This window comes from Halioglobus sp. HI00S01 (assembly GCF_001635445.1).
GTDB classification, from domain to species: Bacteria; Pseudomonadota; Gammaproteobacteria; order Pseudomonadales; family Halieaceae; genus Halioglobus; species Halioglobus japonicus.
This window is the reverse complement of sequence record NZ_LWEE01000062.1, coordinates 25,610-49,060: the sequence shown is the minus strand read 5'-3', so window position 1 is coordinate 49,060 and position 23,451 is coordinate 25,610. Positions and strand designations below refer to the sequence as shown.

Annotated in this window: 27 protein-coding genes; 2 read left to right on the top strand and 25 right to left on the bottom strand. The window is 54.5% G+C overall.

Annotated features, from left to right (window positions below; genetic code table 11):
* Positions 1-83: 83 nt before the first annotated feature.
* From A3709_RS10645 to A3709_RS10635, 3 genes are all read right to left on the bottom strand, one after another.
* On the bottom strand, positions 84-1,952 hold the full coding sequence (locus tag A3709_RS10645) for an ATP-binding protein (RefSeq protein ID WP_066054198.1): 1,869 nt from the start codon (positions 1,950-1,952) through the stop codon (positions 84-86).
* Between the two features lie 155 nt (positions 1,953-2,107).
* Entirely contained in the window at positions 2,108-2,494 is a 387-nt protein-coding gene (locus A3709_RS10640; protein WP_066054196.1) for a hypothetical protein, read from the bottom strand.
* A 270-nt stretch (positions 2,495-2,764) separates the two neighbouring features.
* Complete coding sequence (locus A3709_RS10635; RefSeq protein ID WP_156507673.1) at positions 2,765-3,118, bottom strand: hypothetical protein; 354 nt, start codon at positions 3,116-3,118, stop codon at positions 2,765-2,767.
* Between the two features lie 315 nt (positions 3,119-3,433).
* Between A3709_RS10635 and A3709_RS10630 the strand changes: the two genes are divergently transcribed.
* Positions 3,434-4,108, top strand: a complete 675-nt coding sequence (locus A3709_RS10630) for an HNH endonuclease family protein (protein WP_066054192.1) — start codon at positions 3,434-3,436, stop codon at positions 4,106-4,108.
* A 199-nt stretch (positions 4,109-4,307) separates the two neighbouring features.
* Here the strand turns inward: A3709_RS10630 and A3709_RS23185 are convergent, their stop codons facing one another.
* The 22 genes from A3709_RS23185 to A3709_RS10515 all read right to left on the bottom strand — a co-directional run bounded on the left by A3709_RS23185 (position 4,308) and on the right by A3709_RS10515 (position 20,710).
* Positions 4,308-4,622, bottom strand: a complete 315-nt coding sequence (locus A3709_RS23185; RefSeq protein WP_156507672.1) for a hypothetical protein — start codon at positions 4,620-4,622, stop codon at positions 4,308-4,310.
* A 486-nt stretch (positions 4,623-5,108) separates the two neighbouring features.
* Complete coding sequence (locus A3709_RS10620) at positions 5,109-5,564, bottom strand: hypothetical protein (protein WP_066054187.1); 456 nt, start codon at positions 5,562-5,564, stop codon at positions 5,109-5,111.
* A gap of 67 nt (positions 5,565-5,631) precedes the next feature.
* Positions 5,632-5,961: a hypothetical protein gene (locus A3709_RS10615; protein ID WP_066054186.1), complete on the bottom strand. Its 330-nt coding sequence runs from the start codon at positions 5,959-5,961 to the stop codon at positions 5,632-5,634.
* Positions 5,958-6,332, bottom strand: a complete 375-nt coding sequence (locus A3709_RS10610; protein WP_066054185.1) for a hypothetical protein — start codon at positions 6,330-6,332, stop codon at positions 5,958-5,960. The genes A3709_RS10615 and A3709_RS10610 overlap by 4 nt, the downstream gene beginning before the upstream one ends.
* A gap of 74 nt (positions 6,333-6,406) precedes the next feature.
* Positions 6,407-7,003: a hypothetical protein gene (locus A3709_RS10605; RefSeq protein ID WP_066054183.1), complete on the bottom strand. Its 597-nt coding sequence runs from the start codon at positions 7,001-7,003 to the stop codon at positions 6,407-6,409.
* Between the two features lie 81 nt (positions 7,004-7,084).
* Positions 7,085-7,558 (bottom strand): YpsA SLOG family protein, encoded by a 474-nt coding sequence (locus tag A3709_RS10600; RefSeq protein WP_066054977.1) that lies wholly within the window; start codon positions 7,556-7,558, stop codon positions 7,085-7,087.
* 17 nt (positions 7,559-7,575) lie between these two features.
* The gene (locus A3709_RS10595; protein ID WP_156507671.1) at positions 7,576-8,226 is read right to left on the bottom strand and encodes a hypothetical protein; all 651 of its coding nucleotides are present in this window, start codon (positions 8,224-8,226) and stop codon (positions 7,576-7,578) included.
* Between the two features lie 123 nt (positions 8,227-8,349).
* Positions 8,350-8,895, bottom strand: coding sequence for a hypothetical protein (locus tag A3709_RS10590; RefSeq protein ID WP_066054179.1), 546 nt, complete (start codon positions 8,893-8,895; stop codon positions 8,350-8,352).
* An 11-nt stretch (positions 8,896-8,906) separates the two neighbouring features.
* Positions 8,907-9,275, bottom strand: coding sequence for a helix-turn-helix domain-containing protein (locus A3709_RS10585; RefSeq protein ID WP_066054177.1), 369 nt, complete (start codon positions 9,273-9,275; stop codon positions 8,907-8,909).
* 45 nt (positions 9,276-9,320) lie between these two features.
* On the bottom strand, positions 9,321-9,689 hold the full coding sequence (locus A3709_RS10580) for a hypothetical protein (RefSeq protein ID WP_066054176.1): 369 nt from the start codon (positions 9,687-9,689) through the stop codon (positions 9,321-9,323).
* A 3-nt stretch (positions 9,690-9,692) separates the two neighbouring features.
* Positions 9,693-9,935: a hypothetical protein gene (locus A3709_RS10575; RefSeq protein WP_066054174.1), complete on the bottom strand. Its 243-nt coding sequence runs from the start codon at positions 9,933-9,935 to the stop codon at positions 9,693-9,695.
* A gap of 37 nt (positions 9,936-9,972) precedes the next feature.
* Positions 9,973-10,203 carry a hypothetical protein gene (locus A3709_RS10570; protein ID WP_066054172.1) on the bottom strand — a complete coding sequence of 77 codons (231 nt, stop codon included), beginning with the start codon at positions 10,201-10,203 and terminating at the stop codon, positions 9,973-9,975.
* 152 nt (positions 10,204-10,355) lie between these two features.
* Positions 10,356-10,853 (bottom strand): hypothetical protein, encoded by a 498-nt coding sequence (locus tag A3709_RS10565; RefSeq protein WP_066054170.1) that lies wholly within the window; start codon positions 10,851-10,853, stop codon positions 10,356-10,358.
* 197 nt (positions 10,854-11,050) lie between these two features.
* The gene (locus tag A3709_RS10560) at positions 11,051-11,866 is read right to left on the bottom strand and encodes a hypothetical protein (protein ID WP_066054168.1); all 816 of its coding nucleotides are present in this window, start codon (positions 11,864-11,866) and stop codon (positions 11,051-11,053) included.
* Positions 11,867-11,983: 117 nt separating this feature from the next.
* A complete protein-coding gene (locus A3709_RS10555; protein WP_066054166.1) occupies positions 11,984-12,529 on the bottom strand; it encodes a hypothetical protein in 546 nt (181 codons plus the stop codon).
* Positions 12,530-12,889: 360 nt separating this feature from the next.
* Positions 12,890-13,078 carry a hypothetical protein gene (locus A3709_RS10550; RefSeq protein WP_066054165.1) on the bottom strand — a complete coding sequence of 63 codons (189 nt, stop codon included), beginning with the start codon at positions 13,076-13,078 and terminating at the stop codon, positions 12,890-12,892.
* A 101-nt stretch (positions 13,079-13,179) separates the two neighbouring features.
* Positions 13,180-13,500, bottom strand: coding sequence for a hypothetical protein (locus tag A3709_RS10545; protein ID WP_066054163.1), 321 nt, complete (start codon positions 13,498-13,500; stop codon positions 13,180-13,182).
* 56 nt (positions 13,501-13,556) lie between these two features.
* Complete coding sequence (locus A3709_RS10540) at positions 13,557-13,991, bottom strand: hypothetical protein (protein ID WP_066054162.1); 435 nt, start codon at positions 13,989-13,991, stop codon at positions 13,557-13,559.
* A 239-nt stretch (positions 13,992-14,230) separates the two neighbouring features.
* A complete protein-coding gene (locus tag A3709_RS10535; RefSeq protein WP_066054160.1) occupies positions 14,231-14,866 on the bottom strand; it encodes an RES family NAD+ phosphorylase in 636 nt (211 codons plus the stop codon).
* A gap of 3 nt (positions 14,867-14,869) precedes the next feature.
* Positions 14,870-15,712: a hypothetical protein gene (locus tag A3709_RS23180; protein ID WP_156507670.1), complete on the bottom strand. Its 843-nt coding sequence runs from the start codon at positions 15,710-15,712 to the stop codon at positions 14,870-14,872.
* A gap of 77 nt (positions 15,713-15,789) precedes the next feature.
* Entirely contained in the window at positions 15,790-19,068 is a 3,279-nt protein-coding gene (locus A3709_RS10525; RefSeq protein ID WP_066054156.1) for a hypothetical protein, read from the bottom strand.
* 1,009 nt (positions 19,069-20,077) lie between these two features.
* A complete protein-coding gene (locus A3709_RS10515) occupies positions 20,078-20,710 on the bottom strand; it encodes a hypothetical protein (RefSeq protein WP_066054152.1) in 633 nt (210 codons plus the stop codon).
* Positions 20,711-21,038: 328 nt separating this feature from the next.
* Between A3709_RS10515 and A3709_RS10510 the strand changes: the two genes are divergently transcribed.
* Positions 21,039-23,429 carry a TonB-dependent receptor gene (locus A3709_RS10510; RefSeq protein WP_066054150.1) on the top strand — a complete coding sequence of 797 codons (2,391 nt, stop codon included), beginning with the start codon at positions 21,039-21,041 and terminating at the stop codon, positions 23,427-23,429.
* Positions 23,430-23,451: the final 22 nt, after the last annotated feature.

Below are 23,451 nucleotides of genomic sequence, written 5' to 3'. Positions count from 1 at the left end.
CCCTATTCGCTTCGAGAGGGCACAGAGTGCCCGTAAATATTTTGATATTTATACAGCGAATAGAATTATTTTTGAAGCCCCAACTAAAAGTTCATCGCCGTCTGCGAAATAGTCACTGCTTCGTGATTACGAGCAGCCCGAGACTCCCGTTTAGCGGAAGAAATTGGCGATTGATCGCTATCAGTGGTCATGGATCCGCCATCAGGCGGCGCTGTCGTATCTTCGCTGGCGACAAATGCGAGCTCTGCCAAGTCTATTTCTGCCCTGAGTGCCGCATCGACCTGAGCCATTTCAGTTTTGATCGCAGCAGTTGAAAGTTTTGCTTTCTTCCGCTCGAACTCGTAGTTATTGAGGATGGCAACTGTCCAATCCCAAACTCTGCAAGCGCTCGTCGTACAAAAAGCCTCGAATCGCTCATAAAATTCGACGCCATGTGTATGCTCGTCACGCGAATCGCAGTCGTGGGCGCACTCATGGATCAGGACATGTATGAGTCTGCCAAGCGCGCATGGATCGTAGAAAGATCGACGCAATAGGCGTCGCTCGATGGCGACATAGCGCCGCCCGTCTGTCCACGCTTCGGCTGACCTAGACTCACCGACGACGACAGATCGGCTCTGCGGATCCAGTCCTTCGAGGTTCCGCATTGCCCCTAAGATTTCATTCAGGACGGGCGAAAGTGCCTGAACCTGCGCCCGCTCGGTCCTTGTAAGTTTATCTGTGTCTATAATCGAGGACCTGCCTTCGAACGATGATGCCAAAGCATGGTAGTCAACAAGCTGTGGAGGTTTGCTGCTGTAACCGGCGCACGACGCGCACAAATCCGCAAATACGGCAAACGCTTCCTCAGCGGACCCCGCGTTAAGCCATGACACCATTCGGCGACAGAACACAAACGCCGCGCCTGAACTGTGAACCGATTCGGCGACCTGCCGCGACCCTGAGTCTGGCGTGAAGGCCACGTTACCCTCTGCATATTTTAAAATCATGTTGATACTGGCGGAGCGTCCGCGAGCATCGAGAAAAATGCGCGCTTTGCGAAGCTGATCGCGCGACATCCTCGTACCGGTCAGCTGATCCTGCAGCAGTGCTTCACGGTCAGACGCCGACATCGAGTTGTTGTTCCGCTGCTGGTACAGGGCGAAAATCGCTTCTGCCTTCGGGAAAAGCGTGTCGGTTGCCCGCATGATGTCATTACGTGCCGTGTTCAGCTCGAATGCCGCTTTAGACACCAATACACCGCTGACGCCCTTGCAATTCGACTGCGCAACGGTCTTGACATACATGCCAAGGTTGTACACATCGACACCCCTGTTACTGCTAGGACGATGCAGAAAAACGAAATTTTCATCCTCATACGTCCAATCTGTCGCGTTGTACTCGGAAATCAGCTCTCCGTCCAAATACACGTCTTGGGGAACATACTTGACCATATCGCGAAGCTCTCTACGCAGCTGCTCGATCTGCCAGCGCTGAGCTGGCTCATACAACACAGCGTCGACGTGACAGCCGCGGTGTACGCACACATCATGTTCTTCCAAGTCGAGCGTAAAATCCTTGGTGACGCCCCGCAGATCAACATTCATGGTGAACTTATTTGTCCGATAACAGACTCGCGCATGGGCCCACATTTGTGCACGCCCAAGACCGAACCGGCCCCACCGTCGTCCCTTAGCGGCCTCAGCCTCGGTCTCATGATCAAAACAAAGCGTAGCGAAGCAGTCATTGATTTCCTGCTTGGACGTAAAACCTGATCCATTGTCGTCGACAACGATGGACGTACAGGCGTTGGCCGCGTCCATGCCCAGCTTGACATGAACGTCGGTCGCGCCGGCGTCGATACTGTTCGAAACCAATTCCGAGCACGCCCGACTCAGTGAACCGCTCTGGTTAAAAATGAGCTGTCGAATCGCAGCTGTTTGGTCGACACGGATATCTAAAGTTTCGCTCATCTTATTGTCCTGCTTGTGATTGGACAGATAAGGTATCTCTCCCACGCAAAAGCGGCTACTCGGCCGGAAACTGGCAGTAAGCCAATATTTTATACGAGAGGTTTTGTAACTACATACCAGCGGACGTGCGAACAATGCCGCCCAGCCCGGCCCATCTACGTGAGAGTTACGAGGCGCTGTACGCCATCGTCGATGTGGTCGCCAACCGCTAGCGGCCCACCTTCCGCGAACAACACCTTGCCGGAAGGCGCCAGGATATGTACCTCCCGCAGGAGCTTGCCGCCCCGGAAGATCCTGCCCGCCACCAGCCCGGCCCTCGTACGCAAACGAACCAGGTCGCCCTTGCGCCACTTTCTGGTCGGAGAGTTGCGCCTGGCCCACTCTTCAGTGCACTCCGGAACCCGCTCGACTTCCTCGAAGCCGGCCCAGAGCCACGCTAAGCCACCCCCATCATCCCACCTGCTCCAATATCGAATTGTGAGACGTTCGGCCGCTTTGTCGACGCGGACAACAACACCCTCCTGGGGCTGCCCGTTATGCACGAAGCCAACTGGATCTCCACAAGAAAAGAACTGCCGTGTTGAACCCACTATCGATTTTATCCTTGAGGCAGTAGCATTTGGCAGGCGTGTATTTACACTCTACCGCCGTTTTTTTTCAGTTTAATGGCATTTTTCGGGCAAACGAGTTAATCTGAATGGGCTTTCGTGGCAATGACGTCACTAAAGCGGTGGCAATCCCGCCACACAATAAATGTCTTTACAGATATAACCGGGCCCATCCCCAAAGCTTTAACCGGGCCCTTTTTTTTACTAGGCCTGGCCGGCATCACCCTCGCCCACGGCAGCTGTATTAGCTAAGCGATCCAGCAAAGCAATCCCGTGTCGTTCCATCAGTTCTTCCATCGCCTTTTCAGTCTCGGAAATGACGTTCATAGCACGCTCCTTCCCCAAACTGATCGGCTCCGCCACCATGTTATCGAGGCTGATACCGGAATCGGCTGCTCTGATATACGCGGCATCTAAGTCGGATCGAGAAGGATGCTCGACATGGAGATAAACTCGCGCTTCAGCTCCACGCGCCATGCCAGACAGAAAGGATACGGCGCCCCGGCGCTGCGCTTCCATAAAGCACGACACTCGCATCTTCGCAACGTGGCGTGACATCAAGTGCTCTCGGTATGCAACGACTGCCTGGCTGAGGCTGCCATCGTTGACGTCTTCGCTATTGGATCGACACTCCATACTACTGACTCCGGCTAAGGATCATAAAACCTACATTTGCAATATCCGTTTGGCAAGATATAAACAACGAATTTTCGCTTGTTTAATATATTTTTGAACGGTTTTTAGATTAAGACCGGCGCCTGCTCTCGCCAAGCGCAAATGTCATAAAAATGAAAACGTGGTGTGTCTATACACCAACCCGCTATCAGATTAGTGTCACAATAGAGTGGTTTGCTTAACAACGGAGACGTACGGATGCGGTACCTACGAAGACTAGCGATACGCAAGCTTAAATACGTTGTAATCGGCGCGATCGGCGTTGGTGCCGCTTCAATGTTTCGTGGCGGTTTGCCAGAGATTCCACCCCTTGATCGAAATCAATCAAAAAGCTCGGCCAGTGTTTTAGAGCATGGATCGTACTCGGCCTTGTATAATCGAGAGGACTGGCGCCATTGGATTGACGATGATGGCGACTGCCAGGACGCTCGCGCGGAAACCCTTATTGCCGCATCGATAACCCCCGTCCAGTTCAATAATCCATCCCGTAGTTGCACCGTTAGATCCGGACGGTGGGCTGACCCATATTCGGGGCAGATCCTAAGCGACGCCCGCGGAATAGATATTGATCACGTAGTTCCCTTGGCGTGGGCTTCTGGGCATGGGGGTGGCCAGTGGAGCAAGAGCATGAAAGCCCGCTTCGCAAACGACCCAGACAATTTGCTAGCGGTTCTCGCCAAGGAAAACCGCGCAAAGGGCGCAAAATCGCCGGACGAGTGGCTGCCATCGAACACCGGCTATCGGTGTGACTACATACGGCACTTCGACGCCGTTGTGGTCAAATACGGCCTGGCCTACGCCCCAAGTGAACAGGCGTTCATCAATCAGGCCTTGCAGTTGTGCTCAGGCGCGAGGCCTATTGCCAAGCTATGAGGGCCGGCGGGCTATTCGAGCCCGGCGAGTATATCCGGGTGGCAAAGGCGGGCTCGCTCATGGGCTCCCGGGAACCGCACTCTCAGCGCCTTGCGCGTACAAATACGGTTTTCCCTGATCGTTTCTCGAATCAGCTCTTCCGTCCACTTGACTCTGAGCTGCCTGTTTTTGCCTGCTTTGTTCGACATCCCTATCCCCTCTATGCCCGCTTTTTGGTTAAGCGCCGGTCATCCCCAAACACAATGTCGAGCAGCTCCGGACATTGACTGCGAACATAGGCGTAAGCACCCGGCAGCATGGTGCCGAAATCGGTACGGTTCTGCACATTGCCATCTTCGATAGCCTGAAGCACTGTGTCTTCGGTCCAGATTGGGTCACCGGACCTTCCCGCCCCAAATGCCTCGTCAAAGAGCGACGGGTCAAAGCTTCTTGCCCACTCGTAGCACCCGCTGTTTCGTGCCCTGAGCTCCATCCTCGTCGTGATATTCTCTTCCCGCACAAAGGTGCGAAACACGGCAGGGGTCCACTTTTGCTTCCGGCCACACGTGTTGCGGGGACCAAGAATCTCCTCGATCACCGCTGTATGCTCTCGTTGGGTTCCCGCATAGTCACTTTTCAGCGCTCTTCGCAGGCCAGTATGGGTGGTGACGCGCTGGGCAGCTATCAGCCGCCGAAGCGCGTCTTCAGTCAACGGCTTCCGTCTCGGCCTTGCTGAGGTTGTCTTCCGCGCCATATATGCCCCCGTTTGTTGCGGCCGGGCACGCCCCAAAGCCGCCATATCAAACGTAATAGGGAAATGTGCGGAATTCAAATTTATTAGTATATTTTTGAAATTCCTAATGCAAAGACCGAACAGTCAACCCCTCGGCCAATGCCCGAGTTGCAAGTGCATGCCCCCGCATTAAAATGTCGCTTTGCGGTCAAGGCGGCGCCCATCCCGTGGCGGCCCGCGAGATTCGAGCCGAAAACGAAGATGAAGTCGCTGTGGGATATTCGGCAGCTACGCTGCGTCAGTGCTGACACCTGAATTCGCCCTAGCCAAAGCCGCCTCTACAAGTTTTACCGCACTTGGCTCTGGCTGTTGCATTCGCTGCAACGCGTTCGCCGCTTCAGACAGAACCGCCGCTTCAGTGCATTGACTGGCACTCATTGACGGATTGTCCAGCGCGTACCGGACCGCTGCTTCCGTATCATGGAAACGGCACTCAAAAGCCATAGTAAACTGAACTCCGCCCTTCACAGCAGCCGGCAATGCCCCCCACTCGGCCAGCGTGTACATCTTCGGCGTTTGACTGCCATCAACGGTCAGCAGCCCCTCTTGTCGCCATGCATCTCGGGTAAGCGAATGATATTCACACGCGTCCTCAACCCATGTCACCGCTGCCTCGAGAGACAGAGGGCCATCCACCTTGCCTGTGGTTGGGTCTCGCACGTAATAGTCATCTGAGTAGCTCATGACAGCCAGTCTACTGCCCCTTTACGAACAGCAACACGGAAAAAGTACAGAAATAATTCTAAAGAATTCACAGATTCATAAGCGCGATGAGGTGGCCATTCGGCCCCTCCTCCACGCCATCAAAATAACGATACAAGTCGTTTTTGTGATGCACGCAGCCCTCATCCAGTAAAAGGTAGAATTCTCGCCAAGTGGCACCGGAGTGCAGCTGGCGAACCAGCGGCTCGCTCCCGGAAAGCCCACGCTGCGAGATCATACGCCCGGCATGCGGGCACGGGCTGTCCACGGAGATCGGTACTTCCTTTGTCTGAATCTCAAGATGCTTGGCACCGATCTCGTCGATAATCGCCTCTGCCCTTCTTCGAGACCACGGCTCGTAAACCACATCAGTAATCATAGATTCTCCCTGCCTTGCATCTTATCGCTCACATCGTGAAGGCCAAATGTAGCAACCATCAAAAATGTACCGGAGCCAACCTCTCGGATGATGTCCCCGACGCACAAGGACCGCGCTGCCCACCCGCCAGGATGCTCTGTATTCAGTATCCGAAAGGCGTCCTCGGGGCTGACCGCGGCTACCCGCCCGACGCGCAGATAATATGGTGCGTCAGCCACGCGCATTGCTTGACCACCTTCGCCGCCAACAGCCAGTCGTAAATAAGCCTCCACCGCCGGATGCTTCTCTGCTGCGGCAGACCATCCAATGGCGTTAACGCACGCACGGAGGTCGTCGCCCAAGAGATTCATGAAAACCTCGTACTGCTTCATGGTTCGGTCCTTACTTCGTGGAGATGGGACCATTGTATCCAAGTCGCGTACTTCCGATGTTCGTCGGGAAATCGTCATCGAGCCTGAGCATAGGCACGCTTCAAAGCCTGCCTAAGGCTCCGTGGCAAATGTTTGTCTCTCCGCGCCTTCGAGGCAATTGAGTTGGCCGACTGCTGTGCAGCCCTTTCCATCTCACCGGGCAACGTGTAGTCGGCTGGTGAAAAGGGATCGGCGAACAAGCCGTGGGTCTTGCCATCATACGCTTGCTTGGCATCAAACGTCAGGTCACTTGCGTCGCCAGGCACCGCTGCGTTGCTCTCATCGCGGCCAACGGTAAAGTGCATATGGGCCTGGAGGCTAGCGTCGGCGTAAATGAGCATGATCGCCTCGACACGGTCAGATGCGGGCGCAACGCCCCTAATGAAGGTGTCAAGTACGGTCACGACAGACCGCGCCTCAAGCTTGGCAACGAGGCGCCTAACAACTGCATCGGAGAAAATCTTAGTTTCCGGAGACATATCCAGATGCACAACTACGAAACCTTGCACCTTCGCGGAGTCGAAAATGACTAGCGAGGGGAAAAGATTAGAACTCCGCACCCCCACAACTTCGTCCATGGCGGTCTTGTAGGCCTCATTCAACATTTCTTTGGCGTTAGCTGAGCTCAGCATTCTAAAGTACTCATTTTGAAGTAAGTTCGCATACCGTAGCAATCGCAACGAACGCCGCTTTGGCACAGGAAACGAGCGGATCTAGGCCTCCGTATCAGCCCTGAACGCCGCTGAAATGATGCCCGCCACCGCCGCAGCGATGCCGGGCGACACCGTTTCCCGGTTTCCTGCGATGTTGAGTGTGTCGGGGCGGTACTGATCGAAAAATGCCCGGACCTCGGCTACTGCGCTATCCGATCTGGGATCGATGACAGTATACGGACGTACGTGCTTGGAACAGAACTCAATAGTCATCCGAGTGCCGGCGCTAGCTTTCGCAGTGCAGAATATGAGCGTAGCGTCACTGTGTCGGACATTATCCTCAGTACGAGGGGGGTACGCGGCGCTCGCGTGAGGCACTAGGCCAAATTGCCGCAACGCCGCTTCTTGTGGGCCGCGCTCAGTGCGATACCCTCCGGCCGCAAAGCCACCCGTAGGGATGCCGGCTCTTCGCGCGCCAACAAGCCCACCCAAATCTGCACCCGTCTGACCGCCAGAGATTATCTTCCTGGGCATACATGCGGCATCGTCGTTCAAGCCGGGTCCTCGATGTCAAAAACTGCCGTATTGATCAACGGAAGTCCGTACGGGCACGGGACGTACGCCTCGTAAGGATGAAAGCCAACGGCCTTGATGCCATCGCCAGCTAGAAAGTAGTCACCTCGCCGACTCCCTTGCGAATTATTTGATGACAACCGCGTGCCCATCGGGACCTCGACGCTTCGTGGTTGACTCAAGCAGTTGTCGGCACCCCGCAGGTCCGTCTTTGCAACAAGCACCTGGCCGGGCTTATACATCGGGCGGTGGCTGAAGTGCTCGGTGATCTGTTCCTCAATAGCGAGATACTTCATGCCCTTGGACCCGATGCGAAGGTTGTGCAGCACGTACTGATACTGCGGGTGTGGAGCAGGCATGCCTCTTTCGATCAACGATGACAACAGATCCTCGCCTGCCTGATCTTCAGGGAAGCTGACGTAGAAACCTCGTGGGTTGTCGCCAAAGTGCGCTTCTGCCAGTTCTGGCGTAGAAGGCTTCATCATGCCCCAAGGTGAGAGAAACGTCGGCGTAAACCGACCTTGTGGATGCTTCTCCTGCAGCCAGCGCATGTCGGTTGGCGTCAGCAGGCCGTGGATGCTTGTCCAGCCTACCGTGCATATATTATCTGGCCACCGCAGTCGACGCATAAATAACTAATTCCCTTTTCCATCTAAAACGTAAATGTCAGTTTTAGAAAAAAAAGTCGCGGTATGGCGAGCATATGACTCTGCTGCAGTCGCCTTGCCGAGAACTATCATGCACGTATCTCCTCAAGCACCCGCCGGCAAGATCTCATAGATACGCGGATCAACGACCGGCAATGCATAAGGGTGTGGCGAGATTGCGCCAGTATGAAGGTCGATACACCCCCCGTCCTGCAGGCGGAAGTAATAGGTGCCGATCCGCGTGCCTTCAGAGTTATCACTGCTTAACCGCGTACCTGCAGCAACAGTTACCTGTGCGGGCTGGTTATAGCAATTGTCACGACCAGTCACATCGGTTTTGGTGACCAGCACCTCACCTGGTGCGTACTGGTGGTAGCGTACGAAGGCGCTGTCCAATTGCTCGTCACACACAAGATAGTGGCGCGAGCAGTCCGAAAGCTGGAAATCCAACACGATGTATTGGTACTGCGGGTGTGGCTCCGGCAGGGCGGTCGGTACGACATCCTCTATGCGGAACAGTGTATTCTTCTTGCTTTCACCAAAGCCTTCATGCCGAGGCAGGTCATCTTTGTTCGCACGGCTGTCTGAACGGGCAAGCGATACACTGCCCTCCAATACGAAATAATCATTCACTTGATACTTAGTCTTCATAGTTGCTCCAATCAGGCAGGTTGATGACGGACCAGTTGCTTACGATGACGCCAATTCATGTCAAACGCATCACTGAACCACCGACGTACAGCGCCCTCAGCTTCAAAGCCAAGAACGTCCATTGCTTGTGACACGGTCAAATCTGGTTGGGTGGCCAGCGCAAGCAAGCACCGCTGCTGTCGCTCGCGCTCAAGCAGGTCACCAAACGAGACACCCTCTGCCGACAGCTTGCGGTGCAGCGACCGAAGCGACAGATCGAGTGCGTCACCCACCACCGCCGCTTTCGCAAGACCCAGGTCACAACCGCCCAGCACCGCTTTGACATCAGCTACAATGCCGTGCGTTGCGGTCAGTGTCGCGGGAATAATCTGCTTGGCCATCGCTGTTTACTCGTTGTCTCTCAGAGATATAAACGTATCAGCCAGTCACACAAGCGACCGGCTGGCAGGAAACTCAATAGGCTTCTCTACATGACGGTACCGCCAGAGCAGGTACAGGTAGATACTGTTTGTCCCCACCAAGGCAACACTGGCGAGCATAGAGAACGTCTGATCAAGGCTTCCATAGAAGTACAGATTCCACACGCCCCACAGCCAGAAGAACACGCTAGACATCGGAGACACACCCGCCCACATCCGCGCGCGGTATACGGCACGGCAATTGTTCAGGCCAGCAAACGCACCAAACAACTCAAATCCAGCATTGCGAGTTCTGCCCGGGGCAGGACCGCAGCAGGGGCAGCCAATGCCTCCGGGGCCAAAGTTGTGGACTTTCTTATATGCTGCCTTTGCCATCGTCTATTCCTTAATCAGAAAGCGCTCACCGCGCCTTCGCTGGCTTTCAATTAGCCGTTTCCTGTCTTGGTCAGCCTCGCCGCCCGGCAGGCTCTCCTTGTAGGCGACTACCAGATCGTCAACGTGCCACGTGCCGACCGTGTGAACGCCAGTGCTGGTATCGCTCTCCGAGATCCCGAACTTTGCCCGAATCCTCTCTGACGCACAGAATTTGCTGAACTTCCGCTGGTCTAGGAACCGTGACATGGCCACTTCTTGAAGTGTGTGAAGCACGTATCCAGACCTAGTCTCGGATGACGATAGAAACGGGGCCGTTTTTGCCCACAACAGTGAGGCGACCTTCGATACCGGCCTGCTTCAATGCCTCGTCCTTCGCGTCGCCCTCAAGGCCTGCGTGGTGGGCAAAGAGCTCGAAGCTACCCTTGGCTGCAACTGACTCGCCAATCACGGGGTCAACGTAGGACACGGTGTAGTTACCCAGATTTTCCGGCATCTCGTTGCTCAATCCGGCCATGTTCAATACTCCTGAAATCTGTCTCGCGTGTTGTTGGGATAACTATAGCGCCCAGGGGGATGACCTCAACCCCGACGGAAAATGCACATCACCACCCCACAAACACTACCCGTGCCGACGGGATACCGTCGGAAATCCCTGAGAGGCCCGCGCTAGGCGGGCTGGCTCTGCAGATGAGCGTTGGCGGACACCGCCTCGTGCTCGGTGACAAAGCAGAAGTCACGCGCCATCAGCGCCCGGCGTGAGATCTGGTACATCCAGCCATCCCGCGGATCCATGAATCGCAGCTTGCGACCAAACTTCTTCACCTGGAAGGCTACTAACCGCATCCCATTGGTGAAAAGCACCGGATCAGACAACTCGATGAAGGCGCCATCTTGGAGTGATCTGATTGAGGCTCGTTTCATAGCCGTGCTGCGGCATCGCTCACGCCACATATTCGTGGCCTCGTCATCCGTGGGGGTGAGCAGGTCCAGAATGCTCTCTGGGCAGTCATACAAATAGGGACCCATAGACTCACACATGTCTTTGTAGCCAAAGGTATAGCCGTCAGCGCGCTTCGGTACGAATTGAATCGAGTATACAGCTGCCCAAACCTCGATCTCACCGGAGGCGTGCGTCCGCTCGACCGCGGCATAGTATTCATGCATGTTCTTTATGGCGCTCTTCAGAACACGGTTGGTGTGCCCTGGTTCGTCCTCGCTACCTGCAGAATCCCAGGTCAGCGTATGTCGAGGTACTGCTTTACATTTTCCGGCTTTGCAGTGAATGTCCAGCCCATAGTGGTATCTCCCTTCAGTTCACGGACAGAATACCGGGCGAGCAAATACTTGCTTGGCGTCGGGAATTAGTGAATGCGCTCCTCAATGGTGATCAAGGAATCATCGAACACGACGTAGTTCCTGGTACCATCGGGCGAATTGTCATCTCGAGATACGCCATCCAGATAACGAATGCCGTGAATACCGTTCTCCAGCAGGTATGTGGATGTTGACGCCTGCGATGACGGGCCATCGTAGACGTCGTTGCCGCCAATTTTGGCGAGACACTGGTACAACTGCCTCCCGGTCCAATCCTTAAGGAAAGGCACAGGGCCAATCGCGGGCTCCAGCGCGGACAATGCGGCCTGCACGTATACCGATTGCGCGCTTAAGGGCTTATCCCAATCGAGAAGCTTGTCCTCACCCCCAGCGATCGACACGCGATACAGGGAGCCGTTATAGCCCTGTAGGTATTCAACAGAGGACTCTAAAAGTTCATAGAATCGGGCCTCAATGGCGTCCCACTTGCTCCAGTAGAACGCGCCAGCCATGTAAAGCGAGCCAGACTGGCTCTCAAGCCATGCCTCAATGCCGCCTGCCTCATCATCGATGTCTGACCGGTATTCCTTGGCCATCCACGCCAACTTGGCCGGTGTATAGTCAGGATGCCCCTTTTCGACCGGATTACCGTCCACGCTGTACCAGACAGGGCCCATGTAACCATTACGCCGGTGTTCATGGCTCAATTTGTCACGATAGAACTCCGCCACCGCCCTAGCTTCCGCGAAGTACAGACCAGCACCGAAAGTAGCCATACCTTCACCGCTACCGATACGCTCAGCTTTGAAATGATTAAACCCACCAACAGTGCCGTGCCATGCGGAGATGGAATCCATGTTCATGACTCACCCCCTACAATGAAATTCTTACAGGAAGCCGGATTGCGGCCGGTCATGCCCCGGGCCAAGGCTCGGTAGAGCCGTGAGAGTGGGCACCCAGTAGGCGCCCTGGAGCGGGGCTTACTCGAAGCTGAGTGCAATTTTCCCAAGCCTCGAGGTCATGCGACCGTAATCATCAAAGAAATACAGTGGCGCATCGCTGTTTTCGTCGTAGGGAAGGTAAACGGTCACACCAGGCGAGGGCACGGCGTGTACCTCGAAATCAAAGTCATCCAGAACCTTGACGGGTACATTATGGTGGAAGACGTCCAGAGCAACATCTCGCCGGAGCGACCCAGGTACTCGGCTGTTCAACTCAATCTGGTATGTGCCCTCGACCTCCTGATCCTCTGGGTGGAGGTTGTCATCGCGGGAGCATGCCGAGACGTAGAAGGTCAGGGTCTCACCACCTTCATCAGCCTCAGGTGTTTCCTCAGCGTGGGTCTGCGCCGCCTCCATGTCAGCGCGCATAGCCTGCCAGGTCGAAAAACCTGAAGCCTTGGCGATCGCGTTCATGAGCGTAGACTGCTTGATACTCACCCCCATGTCCTCGCGGAGGATACGGGCGGTTTTGTTTGCAAATCCGGACAAATTGTCCGGCTTGGACATTACTTCTCGGTACGACATATCTCTTTCCTCATCCATCAGCACTGCTATACGTGATGCCCCCGTTTCACCTCAATGCCGAATCACAAGGAATCGTCATTACGTTGTAAAAACAGCTATTCACCATACCGTTGCCGGCGGGGTGCGGTGCGGCGCTACCGCAGTCCAGGAAGTGTGGTGACTGCCACGCCCCTCTGTAAGACATAGGTCTAATATGCCAGGGAGTCAGTCAAGGTGCACGGCGTCAGGAAAGCACCCATCGCTTTTTCAAGCAGGCGCCGCCTGCCCAGTGCTGAGTTAAGGCAGTATCGGGAAAAAACGTAATTTAAGAATTCACTTACACCACCCGCAAGTGCTGCCGTGCGGAGATGGAATCCATGTTCATGACTCACGCCCTACAATGAAATTCTTACAGGAAGCCGGATTGCGGCCGGTCATGCCCCGGGCCAACTGAGGGTCCTTACGCAAACACGGCCTGGGACACGAATTGGCCTGATCGCAGCCCGCCAGGCCGGTAGTTTTGCCATCGACAATGGCTTGGTAGGCACTAATAACGCGATTCTTGCTCATGTTGAATCCCTGTATTTGGTATAGGGATAAGGTGCCATGCTGAGAGGAATGATCCGGCCTAACGGAAAACCGTCAGACCGGAAATGTAAGGTCATCGCTTGTCAGACGTATTGCTCTGTCACAGTCAGAAGGAAAGCATCTTCCATCGACCCGCGGCAGACATATTCGACCAAGGCACGTGGCTCGGCCTTTTCGCTGAGAATTTCATAGCGCTCACATTGGTCGTCAGGCAGTCTGGCCACTTCCAGGGCGTCTAAATGTAATTCATCGAGCAAAATATCGTTAACGACGTCTTCACGGTTGTCGGCAATATCGCGGCACCATCCACGGAGCCATTCATCGAGATCGTCAGAATTTCTGAATGCATGATGCGAAACATGCCTATCTGAAGGAGAATCACCCCACTCAGTCACGGATGCCATAAAGAGCGACTGCGGTGACGAAGGCTCAAAACTTGGGGGTGATGATTGATCCTTTGCTATCGAGTCGTGCCATCGCGCTCTCTGCACAAATTTTCATAGATCGCATCCCCATTAACGACGTTCAAATCGTCGTCATAGGTAACCACCTCGTCATGGCTACCGCCCGCAGCCGGGAGCAGACTTATAGACGCCTGTATAGGTGTACCCTGAGCAAACGGATTTATTGTGTTCGAGGTCCGCTCCCAATGCCGCTCTCTTGTTTTCCTGCCTCCGAGCTGATAATTGATTATCCAGACGTCATCTGACCTCCCGAAATATTGCGCGAACTCCGGTAGGCCGTGCCAGTTGCGTACGCCCAGCGTACGGGCAAAAGCATCGCGCATGGTGGATTGCTTGACGCGCACACCACTGTCATTGCGCAAGGTTTTGGCAAGGCCTGTTATAAAGCCAGAAAGGGCTTCTTTAGAATCAAAGTGAGACTGAATAGACATAGTCATTCCTCAAACGGCAATCACGTCAGTTGGTGGGCCTCGGTTTCACCGACGTTGCGCCGTAAAAGGTCAATGTCGATTCAAAAGTATTTGGTCAGCCGATTTACCGAACCTGAAATCAGGCCGAGGCAGTGCGGGGCCACCGCGAGCATGAAGGCAGAGGGCGTTCACCGTGCGTTCTATAGCTGCTCTGAGAGTCAGTATAGGGAATTTTCGCCATGTGGCAATTACGAGAGAAATCAGTAGGGCTCAGGCGTCAGCCGATAACGAGAGACCAGCGCCATGTATTCATGGCTATACGCTCTACCGCGCAGCGGCTGATGATCCACGATCTCAAACTCGCCACCCCAGCGATCAAATAGCGCGAGGCTGATACAGCTGGGATTTGCTTTGCACCGGTAGAAAATGCCGTCCACCTTGGCGGGATGATCATGGAACCGCTGAGACCACGCCTGCGTGTTGCGGTACTGATTGCCGAGTATGTCACCCGTTGCCGCAGCATCGGTAATATCCATGTTCACCCGGGCCAGCCCGTGCTCAGTCAGATCTAAGGCGCGAATCGGGGTGTCATTGACCCACTCAATTACAGCGCGCTCTCGATCAAGCTCCATATCGATCGTCTTGCGACGCCGGTGAGCGTTTCGGCCGCAGACTTCAAGGAAGGCCGCCTCGAAGTCAGTGCCAAGGTACATAATCCCGTATCGATCAGTCTCCGCTACCTCCTTCGGGCAGTCCCATCTGTTGGTGGCCTGGGCCCCGAAATAGTGCGGGCCATGGGTCGTTTGGTGTATGCGAAACAGGGGCGTGCCCGCCGGCACATCGGTTATGACCAAGTCGATCGCGTCAAATTCTGTCTGGGCAGGAGGGGATCGCAAGCGCTAGCCGTCCATTTCAGCTTCGTAGCGCCAGAGATCCAGCAGGTCCTCATCATTTCCGGCTCTAAGCAGATCGATTGGACGTACATCCTCAGCCAGCGCCTCGTGGTCCCGCAAAAAGAATGACACCATCTTGAAGAGATTTTCAGGCTTGTACTGGGAGAGCATCTGAGCAATTACTGGGTACGGGATATTCTCGTCGCTGAACTGCCAGCGTGGATAGAGCCGCTGACCGTTGTCAGTGACCGAAAACACCCTTCCGGCCTTCTCCTGCCCTCGAATGCCACTAGCAGAGACGCCAATTTGATCACTCAGCTGGCGGACGTTGAAGCAGCCACCCTCTTCCTGCAGAAGCGCAGCCCTCAAGGCGCGACCACGATTAGCCAGCGCCAGCCGCTGTGCTGTATCCCAGTCGCGCTCCGCATAAGCGAAGTCAATCATCTGTCCGATATCGTCCGAACCCACTAGTCCGGACATCACCTCAAGCGCATCAATGGGTGCCTCGGAAGGCTCTGAACCAACTGCAAAGGGCTGCAACCAGCTACCGTCAGCCAGTTCCTCCCAAGAAACAGGTCTTCCTGCCAAGGGGGCCCTGGGCCCGAGACGCGTTGATGCCGACTGTGGAGCAGATAAACCGACCGCAAAGTCTGACCTTGCGGGTGAGGCTATCGCACGGGTAGCAACACCTACAGCCAGATCAACACCCTCAGCCAAACCGAATTCAGACTCGATCGATTCAATGCCCCGCTCAATAATGCGACCTAATAGTCTTTCACGGGCATTATGGTCAAGACGTCCGGAGAGAATAAGCTGTACTAGACGTCCGGTAAGAATTTTAGCGGACATATCGTAGCCTCATATGTGCCTTTATATCGGCATTATAGCACAAAACGCACAAGTGAGCCAAGAGTGTTAAATGTGTGCTAATCGGGCTTTTTGGAACTCCATGTGCTGCGCAAACCCGGAGTGTTCGATATAGGGTCGATCTGGCGGAAGGGTTTGCCGCGGTAGCCACGTTTCTTAACGTATCGAACACCCTCTTCTTCAGTGTCAAAGTGCACCGTGTTGCCATAATTGCGAACCTGAGATGCGGACTCAAGATCCCCAAAACTGATGATTTCGTAGTAATCAGAGAAACCCATATGGTGACCGAAACCACACACAGCAACAGGATCATAATTGTCGGGCTCAGCTATGCCGAAATATGCATCCACGTCACCCCCAATGAGAGGGTCAATGTAGCTGTACTCAACCTCGTCAATACGGGCTTGGAGCGAATACTGGCGACCAGGCGCAGTAGGCAGCGCCCGCGCTTCAGTCGCAGTGCCCTCGTAACCAGTCATGAATACCGAAGCCGGACCACGAGTTGCCCCTTTTAGCTTGAATAGAGTCCATTCCATAGGCTCACGAACAGCCTCATCGAAACCTTCTTCATGCTTCTCGGGATACCGATAGATGCCAAGGAAGGACTCACGCACAGCCTTGCGCAGCTCGTCAGTGGGAGCCAAGTGGTAAAGTGCGACCTCTGCCCGGTGAGCGCCGATAGCCACATGACCAATATCGAGCCCATCTCGGCGATTGGCTACAAAGGCGCCTATAGGGACAGCCATACGAGGGTTCTCTACATTACCGTCCGTCACATCATGGCGAACGCGCTCCCACTCAGCCAAAATATCCACGAATTCATCTGCCGGCAGAGAGCCAGCCGCAATAGCAGCAATCAGACCTGCATGCCCATTGCTGGCCTCAAGCAGTTTCGATTTTTGTGCACGTGACGCCAGAATGTTTGCGCTAGGACTGAAATGGCTCTCCGCATCATCCGCCTCAATGATGGTCTTCTCGCCAAGTGTCGACTCACCGAATATCGCATCACGAATCTTCCCTAAACTGAAACCGCTGCCACTTTGAGTGAGCTCGATGCGTGACACCCAGCCCTGGGGGTGCAGGCGGTCATCGCGCTCATCATCCAGTGGCACACAGTATGCCGCCCAAGTACCACTCGCAGTAATGACCAACCTCAACGGGGCTCTACCCTCCTCTTGAAGCGTTCGCCACGCCAGATCTCCTTTATCTGCACTTGTCGTTGCCAGCTGGTAAGCAAGATTTAGTAGCTTCTTCCATCCTGACCCATCGTTAGAGATACCAGCAATCGGAGCGCCACGCTTAGCGCAGCGATAATTGGCGAAAGCCTCAGCTACAATAGTCGGGATAGACTGCTCATCTGCGACCGCCCCTTCAAGCAAGGCGCTTGCCAGGGCTTCGCGATCAGCTTGTTCACTTTGGATGTCCGCCTCAAGCATCGCCAGAGCACGCTTGAAAAGACGGATGTGGGTTACATTCATCTCACGCGTCTGGCGGTCATGGATATACCAACGCAGATCATCTGGGTCGACATTATCAAGGCAAAGAGCGCTCGTGGAAGCACCTTCACGAACAGCAAGGCCTAAATCAACCTTCCCTTGGAATTCCCGATGTTCATAGGAGCCAACTGTAGTGCCAGCAACGAGCACGCTAGTCACCAAGCGGTCCTTTTCGCGTTTTGCAACAACGACCTCGCTTGGGTTGACCGGCTTATACTGCAGCATGGGGCCACTACGGTAATCCTGTCGATGAGAGCTTTCCCGCTCATACAGACCTGGCGCAACATCCTGGTTCAACAGGCCGCTCCATAAACACACGACACGCGAACCAGACTGCATGAGTTTATTGCGTCCAGCCAGCCACTCTCTAAACGGCTGGCGCCGATCTCCAGCAATAAGCCCAGTGCCATCATCGTCATGAATGAAACTGAAGTAATCCTCTTGAAATCTCATGGAGACGAAATCCAAGCTGGGCTCTCCAGGGTAGAATCGACCAAACAGCTGGTCCCGATGGTCAAGCCCGCAAAGCAGGATCAGTAGACGCTTGTAGCCTAGCGCTATCGCCTCATACTCATCGAGTGCATCGGTATAGCGGATGTCAGAATACGTGATACGCGTGCCATCAATGCCGCGGAACACGTCATCGCCTTCTGTTGTTGATGGGAACAAGCGTTTTGCGAAACGGTGGCGCACCTCAGGCGACGACACCACATGGATGTTGCCGCCATTGCGAACCAACAGGAAAACCTCCTTATTGGCCTCCTCTAGCGCCGCAGCGGCCAGCGCGTGATAGCCGCGTTCCGTGTAATTCTGGACCCTTCGACTGGTGGCCACACAGACAACGCACCGCTCAGTCGCAAATATCTGGTCGACCAGGCTCTGGTGAAGATTGAGTGCGTCAAAGAATTGATCGCGATCATTACAGTCAAAAGTCTCATCGACCTCTTCCCAGACAGCCAGCTCCTCATCCATGTAGAGCTTGCTTTGCATCAGGGTCAATGGAATATCTTCAACAGCGTCAGCGCCGGAGGTGATCTGCACCACCTCCACGTCTTTGCCCACGTACAGGTCAAGCGAACCAATCCCCTTCATCAGCTCGTCGATGTGATCACGAATGTCCTCTGTTCGCGCCAGAGCAACTGCAGCTTGCTCCTGGTAATAGGGAGTCATAGACTCCACCAGTGACGCGATTTCCGTGGTCTTGGACGATATCCAGTCCGCCCGAGCGACAGCGAGATCACGCTCAGCATCCATGGCGTTGCGAATCTGATCCACCCCTTTCTCGGTCAACCCGGGGGACATCAGGGCGGTCACTTGCTGGCTTTGAACAGCATTCACGACGGTCTCTGGCAGAGCCTCGCGAGTCATGGGCAGCTGCGCCTTAGGCTCCGAGTTATCCTGCAGGGCCTCTCTCGCCTTTTCCTCCAGCGCCGCAGGATCAGCCAGGACCGAATTGAGATCTTGCTGGGCCTGCGTAACACGTCCTTGCGCAGCGTCAAGCTCGCCATGGCGAACCTGATCAGCTTCTTCACGGGACAGGTACTCAAACTGCGCCACAAACTCATCAACAAGCAACCGGTATTCCTTGAAGCTCCGTGATCGCTGATCGCCACCACCCGTCGTGACTTTCACGTAAGTGTCGTACTGCGACGGATGAGGGCGTAAGACGACCGTGTGGGGCGCATTATCAACGTGACGGACACTGGTGATAAGCAGAACCTGGCCCTCAGGGACGCCAAACTGATCCAGCGACGTCGTAGAGCGCCAGTATTCACCAGCGCCAATCGAGTGAAACCGCTCTATACGCTCTATGCGTTCGTTATCAGATGCCTTCAAAGTCATTACGCTTCATATCCATCACCTCGTTCTATGGTTCTAACGTACCACCGGGCAAACAGGTAGTGATCATTCAGGGAAACTGAGAAAAACAACAAAGCCGCCCGAAGGCGGCTCGTCGACTTTTCAAGCAGGCGCGGCCTGCCCAGTGCTGAGTTAAGGCAGCATCAAGAAAAACGGAATTCAAGAATTCACTTACACCACCCGCAAGTGCTGCCGTGCGGCCGATGACGTAGTGAGAATGGCAGGGGCTGGTGTTATTGGCATCACCACAGGGGTGCAGAAGCCCTATGGTAGCGCCCTCTGGTTAGAGGGCGCCTCACTGGCCTTGGAGCGTGTAAAAGGTGTCGTTAGCCAATCGTCGTAAGATCAGTGGCACTTCCACTTAAAATTAGGATCGAGGATGCAGTTGCCGTGGCCACCGTGACCCCCAGTGACGTTTTTAGCGCGGTCCTTGTTGATCGGCTGGATGCCGGTCGGTTGTAACTATGAATTTAAGTATTCGCGTAATTTTCTGTACACAGGGCAATTCAGCCAGGGGAAAAGCAACCCGCAGCCGCTTCAATGGTTATTCTGGGGGTGGTGGTTAACGTAAACGGAGGCGTCGTTCTGCGCAAAAAGACTCAGCATCTGATACCGATGAAAAACGGCCTAGCTCAAGTCCCGAATAAGCGGCATTCAGTGAGTACGGCCTCCCCTTCGTCCGCAAGACCAGTATCACTGGCCATTCAAAACGAGCGAGAGAATCGACGGCACTCTCTATGAAATCGTCAGCCGACTCTCCCCCGAAATGCTCCTCGAGGAAAGTGTCAAGTGGCTGCAATGCAGAGGCACGGCAGATCATTTGCTTGCCTTTACTTGGCCCGCTGTGCCGCTGAACTTCCCAATCGGTCTCAGTGATCTGGTCACCAAGGAGTACCGGATTCATGGATTTTGTGAAGATTCTGAGTTCGCCTCGCATCGCTTTAACCTCTCACGCTCAAAACTGATCAACAATGAAAAGGTTAACCTGGGCTCAAACTTCGTCCAGATCGACTGTGAGCTGCAGTGGGTAGCCATCGCTGTCCATAGTGACCGTCACGGGATACAGGCCATCACCGCGCGTTGTCGAGGCCACGGCCACAGGAAAGCCGTTGCGCCCCATCAACTGCCCACCGTCCTTGTCACTCGTCAACCGGGCGATGTCGTTGTAGTTAAATCCCTGGCCGGACTTAACAGGCACTTTGGTGGCCTTCTTTTCGTCTACCAACTGGTTCACAGTGCGTCCCCCAAAGTCGGACAACGGTTGCTCATAGTGATCGAAATCGACGCGATACTGGATTCGCTTCACGCCTTCGTCGGTCGCTACGTCATAAAGCCGCACATCTTCGAATTCCACATTACTCCATTCTGTGTCCACATAGCATGGATCGCAGATCATGAGCTGTCCTGAGTCAACTGCGGTGGAGCCGAGCAGCTCAACGGTACCGCCCTTCATGCGCCCATAGAGCCTGTCAGCGCGCTCTAGGACCGCATCGACCGCACCCATAGACATACCGGCAGACTCTCCCAGAAACGCATACAGTTCCTCAGACACGCCGTGTGCTCGCAGTTCGCCAAGGACTCGCGCGAACTGTACCAGCGCATCTGTTTTGATTACGTCACTCATTATCTTACGCTCCGTTGCTTTTTATGAGGGGATGCCCCTCTCGACCTGATCAATATAGCAATCTGGTCGAAGTCTGGCGAATAAGTGAGAAACCGCCTGCTGGACGATATTCTGCCGCCTAACTCGCTTCTGAAAGGCTAAGTCCTACAATATTTGCTCGATCTCTTTGCCTATAAGTTGATGTGCGGTGTAGCGTTTCAATAAAATACACTTAAGTTGCATATATGTGGTTTTTTCATAGCAATCAAAGCATGGGTACGTTACAAAAGATATGAAATCTACCAGGGGAAGTTTCAAGATGCCGATACCGTTCAAGAAGAAAATATTGATGCTGTCCGTCCTTGCGACCACGCCGCTCACGGCACTGCAAACGCCAACCACGTTTGCTGCTGGCGCCATTGAGGAAGTAATCGTTGTGGCGCGGAAGCGCGAGGAAAGCTTGCAGGAAACCCCGGTTGCGGTCACGGCGCTCACCGCGGACGGACTCAAAGAAGCTCGTATCCAGAACATCGGCGATCTTACTCAACAAGTGCCCGGGCTGACTCGGCAGGAAGGTCAGAAGTTCGCTGGATTTGCAATTCGCGGTGTAGGCTCTCGAACGTCTATCGTGACCACCGAACCTGGTGTTGGCGTGTACGTGGATGACATCTTCATCCCAAGGAATGACGTTCAACTCGTAGACATTATTGATCCTGAGACTGTACAGGTACTTCGGGGGCCTCAGGGCACGCTCTTTGGTAAAAACACCGTCGGCGGCGCGCTGTTGATCACTACTAGAAAACCTGATCTAGAGACGGTGGCTGGCTCGGTCTCTGCGGAAATTGGATCACAGGGCAGGCAGAAGTACGAGGCAGGCATTAGCGGGCCGCTGGTTAACGATGTACTCGCCGGTTCGATATTCGTGTCCACCGAATCACAAGACGGTTACCGCGAGGACGCTGACACCGGCCGGGATTACGGCAACATCGACCGACAGGGTGTCCTTGGGCAGCTGCGAGCACAAACCGGCGAGTTCTTTACAGCAGATATCATGGGGTTTTACGGTGAAGTGGACGAAAACGCGGCCCCGGTTAACTGTCTGCAGGCGAACCCTGAGTCAGTAGCGCAAGGTCTCACGGCGCCCAACGCCCCCGACACTTTCGCCGCAAACTGTGACCGAAGCCAGGCTCTCATTGATGACGAAAAAGTCATCATGGACCGAAAGCCGTTGCGCTACACCGTCGATACCGCGATGGGTGGCCTGACACTGGCCTGGGATACTGAAAACCTGACCATCAAATCCATCACCGGTTATTTGCTACAAGATAACATCGAGACGTCAGCAGACGTCGATGGAGCATCCGTGTATACGGTGCGAAACGAGTCGATCCCCAAAAACCAGCTAGACGCAAACGGTATCGATGCTTTCGATCAGACGCGAACATTCGTTTCTCAAGAATTCCAGATTACGGGTGATTTGTTTGATGACAACCTTGCGTATACCGTTGGCGTGTTCGCGAGCAAGGAAGACATCGATGGTGAGGCAGGTGGCATCGCGCTCGGCGAAGGTGGCTGGGTCGGTCAACCTCTACCAGATGGGTCCATTTTCACACTGACGCCAACCATTGGGCTAAGAGAAGCGTACAACCGCTCTCTGTCCAACGAGTCCGCCGCCATATTTGGGCAGGTCATCTATGACATCAACGATACCTGGCAGGCGACGCTCGGCGCCCGTTACACCTGGGAAGAAAAGGAGATATCGCAGAGCAACTATGTCTCAACGGCTGACAACCTTGGGTTGATCACTCTGGACGCGTTTAACGAACTGGACTCGTTTATCCAGCCATTGGCGCCAAACCCTGAGAATCCGTTCCAAGACGCGCAACAAGACTGGACCGTGTTCTCTCCGGCAGCAACAATCAGCGCGAACTTGGCTCCCGGCACGCTGACGGACAAGCTCGATAGCGGCCTGCTGTACCTCTCGCTATCAGAGGGCTTTAAGGCAGGCGGCTTTAGCCCCTACGGTGAGGTTTTCGAAGCATTCGAGCCGGAGATCGTGCTCACTACCGAGATAGGCTACAAGCTAGATTTCCTTGACGGCTCGGTACGAGTAAACGGCGCGCTCTATCACTCATCCTACGATGACATACAGATCGACGTGACGCGTACACCGCCAACGGACAATCCCGACGAGCCGAGCATTCCGATCAACCTCATTACCAACGCCGGTAAGGCCACGATATACGGCGGTGAGCTAGAGCTGTCAGTGGCGCCGACCGAAAACCTATTCCTCGGCTTAAACGCGAGCTACACGAAAGCAGAATATGATGAATTTATCGATGAAGATGGCGCGGGAAATCCCGTCGACCGCAGCGCCGAGGATTTCGCATTCATCCCCGAAACCACACTGTCTGCCGTAGCCAGCTATAACCTGATCACCGACCTCGGCGTATTTGTACCTCGACTGAGTGCGCTTTATATGGACAGTATCTTTATCGGCCTCGATCCGCTTTCGTCACAGGCACCGCAAGCTTATGTTGACGATTACGTGCTGATGAACCTGCGTGTGGCCTGGTTCAATCCCGCATCGGATGGTCTTGAGGTTGCAGCGTTCGTTAACAATCTCGCCGACGAAGAATATTTTGGGTCTGGCACCGCTTCTGTCGATGGGATCGGTTCAGTGGCGATTATTCCAGGCCGGCAGCGTACCTATGGCATCGAGGTGAACTACAACTTCTAGCAAGAACCTGCTTACTAGGCCC

Excerpts from the sequence above, each read along its gene's own strand:
- A3709_RS10610 (WP_066054185.1), bottom strand. The coding sequence starts at position 6,332 with ATGAAGCAGTACGAGGTTTTCATGAATCTCTTGGGCGACGACCTCCGT.
- A3709_RS10555 (WP_066054166.1), bottom strand. The coding sequence starts at position 12,529 with ATGTCGTACCGAGAAGTAATGTCCAAGCCGGACAATTTGTCCGGATTT.
- A3709_RS10605 (WP_066054183.1), bottom strand. The coding sequence starts at position 7,003 with ATGCTGAGCTCAGCTAACGCCAAAGAAATGTTGAATGAGGCCTACAAG.
- A3709_RS10615 (WP_066054186.1), bottom strand. The coding sequence starts at position 5,961 with ATGATTACTGATGTGGTTTACGAGCCGTGGTCTCGAAGAAGGGCAGAG.
- A3709_RS10585 (WP_066054177.1), bottom strand. The coding sequence starts at position 9,275 with ATGGCCAAGCAGATTATTCCCGCGACACTGACCGCAACGCACGGCATT.
- A3709_RS10565 (WP_066054170.1), bottom strand. The coding sequence starts at position 10,853 with ATGCATGAATACTATGCCGCGGTCGAGCGGACGCACGCCTCCGGTGAG.
- A3709_RS10620 (WP_066054187.1), bottom strand. The coding sequence starts at position 5,564 with ATGAGCTACTCAGATGACTATTACGTGCGAGACCCAACCACAGGCAAG.
- A3709_RS10545 (WP_066054163.1), bottom strand. The coding sequence starts at position 13,500 with ATGGCATCCGTGACTGAGTGGGGTGATTCTCCTTCAGATAGGCATGTT.
- A3709_RS10600 (WP_066054977.1), bottom strand. The coding sequence starts at position 7,558 with ATGCCCAGGAAGATAATCTCTGGCGGTCAGACGGGTGCAGATTTGGGT.
- A3709_RS10645 (WP_066054198.1), bottom strand. The coding sequence starts at position 1,952 with ATGAGCGAAACTTTAGATATCCGTGTCGACCAAACAGCTGCGATTCGA.
- A3709_RS10580 (WP_066054176.1), bottom strand. The coding sequence starts at position 9,689 with ATGGCAAAGGCAGCATATAAGAAAGTCCACAACTTTGGCCCCGGAGGC.
- A3709_RS10515 (WP_066054152.1), bottom strand. The coding sequence starts at position 20,710 with ATGAGTGACGTAATCAAAACAGATGCGCTGGTACAGTTCGCGCGAGTC.
- A3709_RS10595 (WP_156507671.1), bottom strand. The coding sequence starts at position 8,226 with ATGCGTCGACTGCGGTGGCCAGATAATATATGCACGGTAGGCTGGACA.
- A3709_RS10560 (WP_066054168.1), bottom strand. The coding sequence starts at position 11,866 with ATGAACATGGATTCCATCTCCGCATGGCACGGCACTGTTGGTGGGTTT.
- A3709_RS10590 (WP_066054179.1), bottom strand. The coding sequence starts at position 8,895 with ATGAAGACTAAGTATCAAGTGAATGATTATTTCGTATTGGAGGGCAGT.
- A3709_RS10510 (WP_066054150.1), top strand. The coding sequence starts at position 21,039 with ATGCTGTCCGTCCTTGCGACCACGCCGCTCACGGCACTGCAAACGCCA.
- A3709_RS10570 (WP_066054172.1), bottom strand. The coding sequence starts at position 10,203 with ATGGCCGGATTGAGCAACGAGATGCCGGAAAATCTGGGTAACTACACC.
- A3709_RS10575 (WP_066054174.1), bottom strand. The coding sequence starts at position 9,935 with ATGTCACGGTTCCTAGACCAGCGGAAGTTCAGCAAATTCTGTGCGTCA.
- A3709_RS10635 (WP_156507673.1), bottom strand. The coding sequence starts at position 3,118 with ATGTCACGCCACGTTGCGAAGATGCGAGTGTCGTGCTTTATGGAAGCG.
- A3709_RS10630 (WP_066054192.1), top strand. The coding sequence starts at position 3,434 with ATGCGGTACCTACGAAGACTAGCGATACGCAAGCTTAAATACGTTGTA.
- A3709_RS10550 (WP_066054165.1), bottom strand. The coding sequence starts at position 13,078 with ATGAGCAAGAATCGCGTTATTAGTGCCTACCAAGCCATTGTCGATGGC.
- A3709_RS23180 (WP_156507670.1), bottom strand. The coding sequence starts at position 15,712 with ATGTCCGCTAAAATTCTTACCGGACGTCTAGTACAGCTTATTCTCTCC.
- A3709_RS10525 (WP_066054156.1), bottom strand. The coding sequence starts at position 19,068 with ATGACTTTGAAGGCATCTGATAACGAACGCATAGAGCGTATAGAGCGG.
- A3709_RS10540 (WP_066054162.1), bottom strand. The coding sequence starts at position 13,991 with ATGTCTATTCAGTCTCACTTTGATTCTAAAGAAGCCCTTTCTGGCTTT.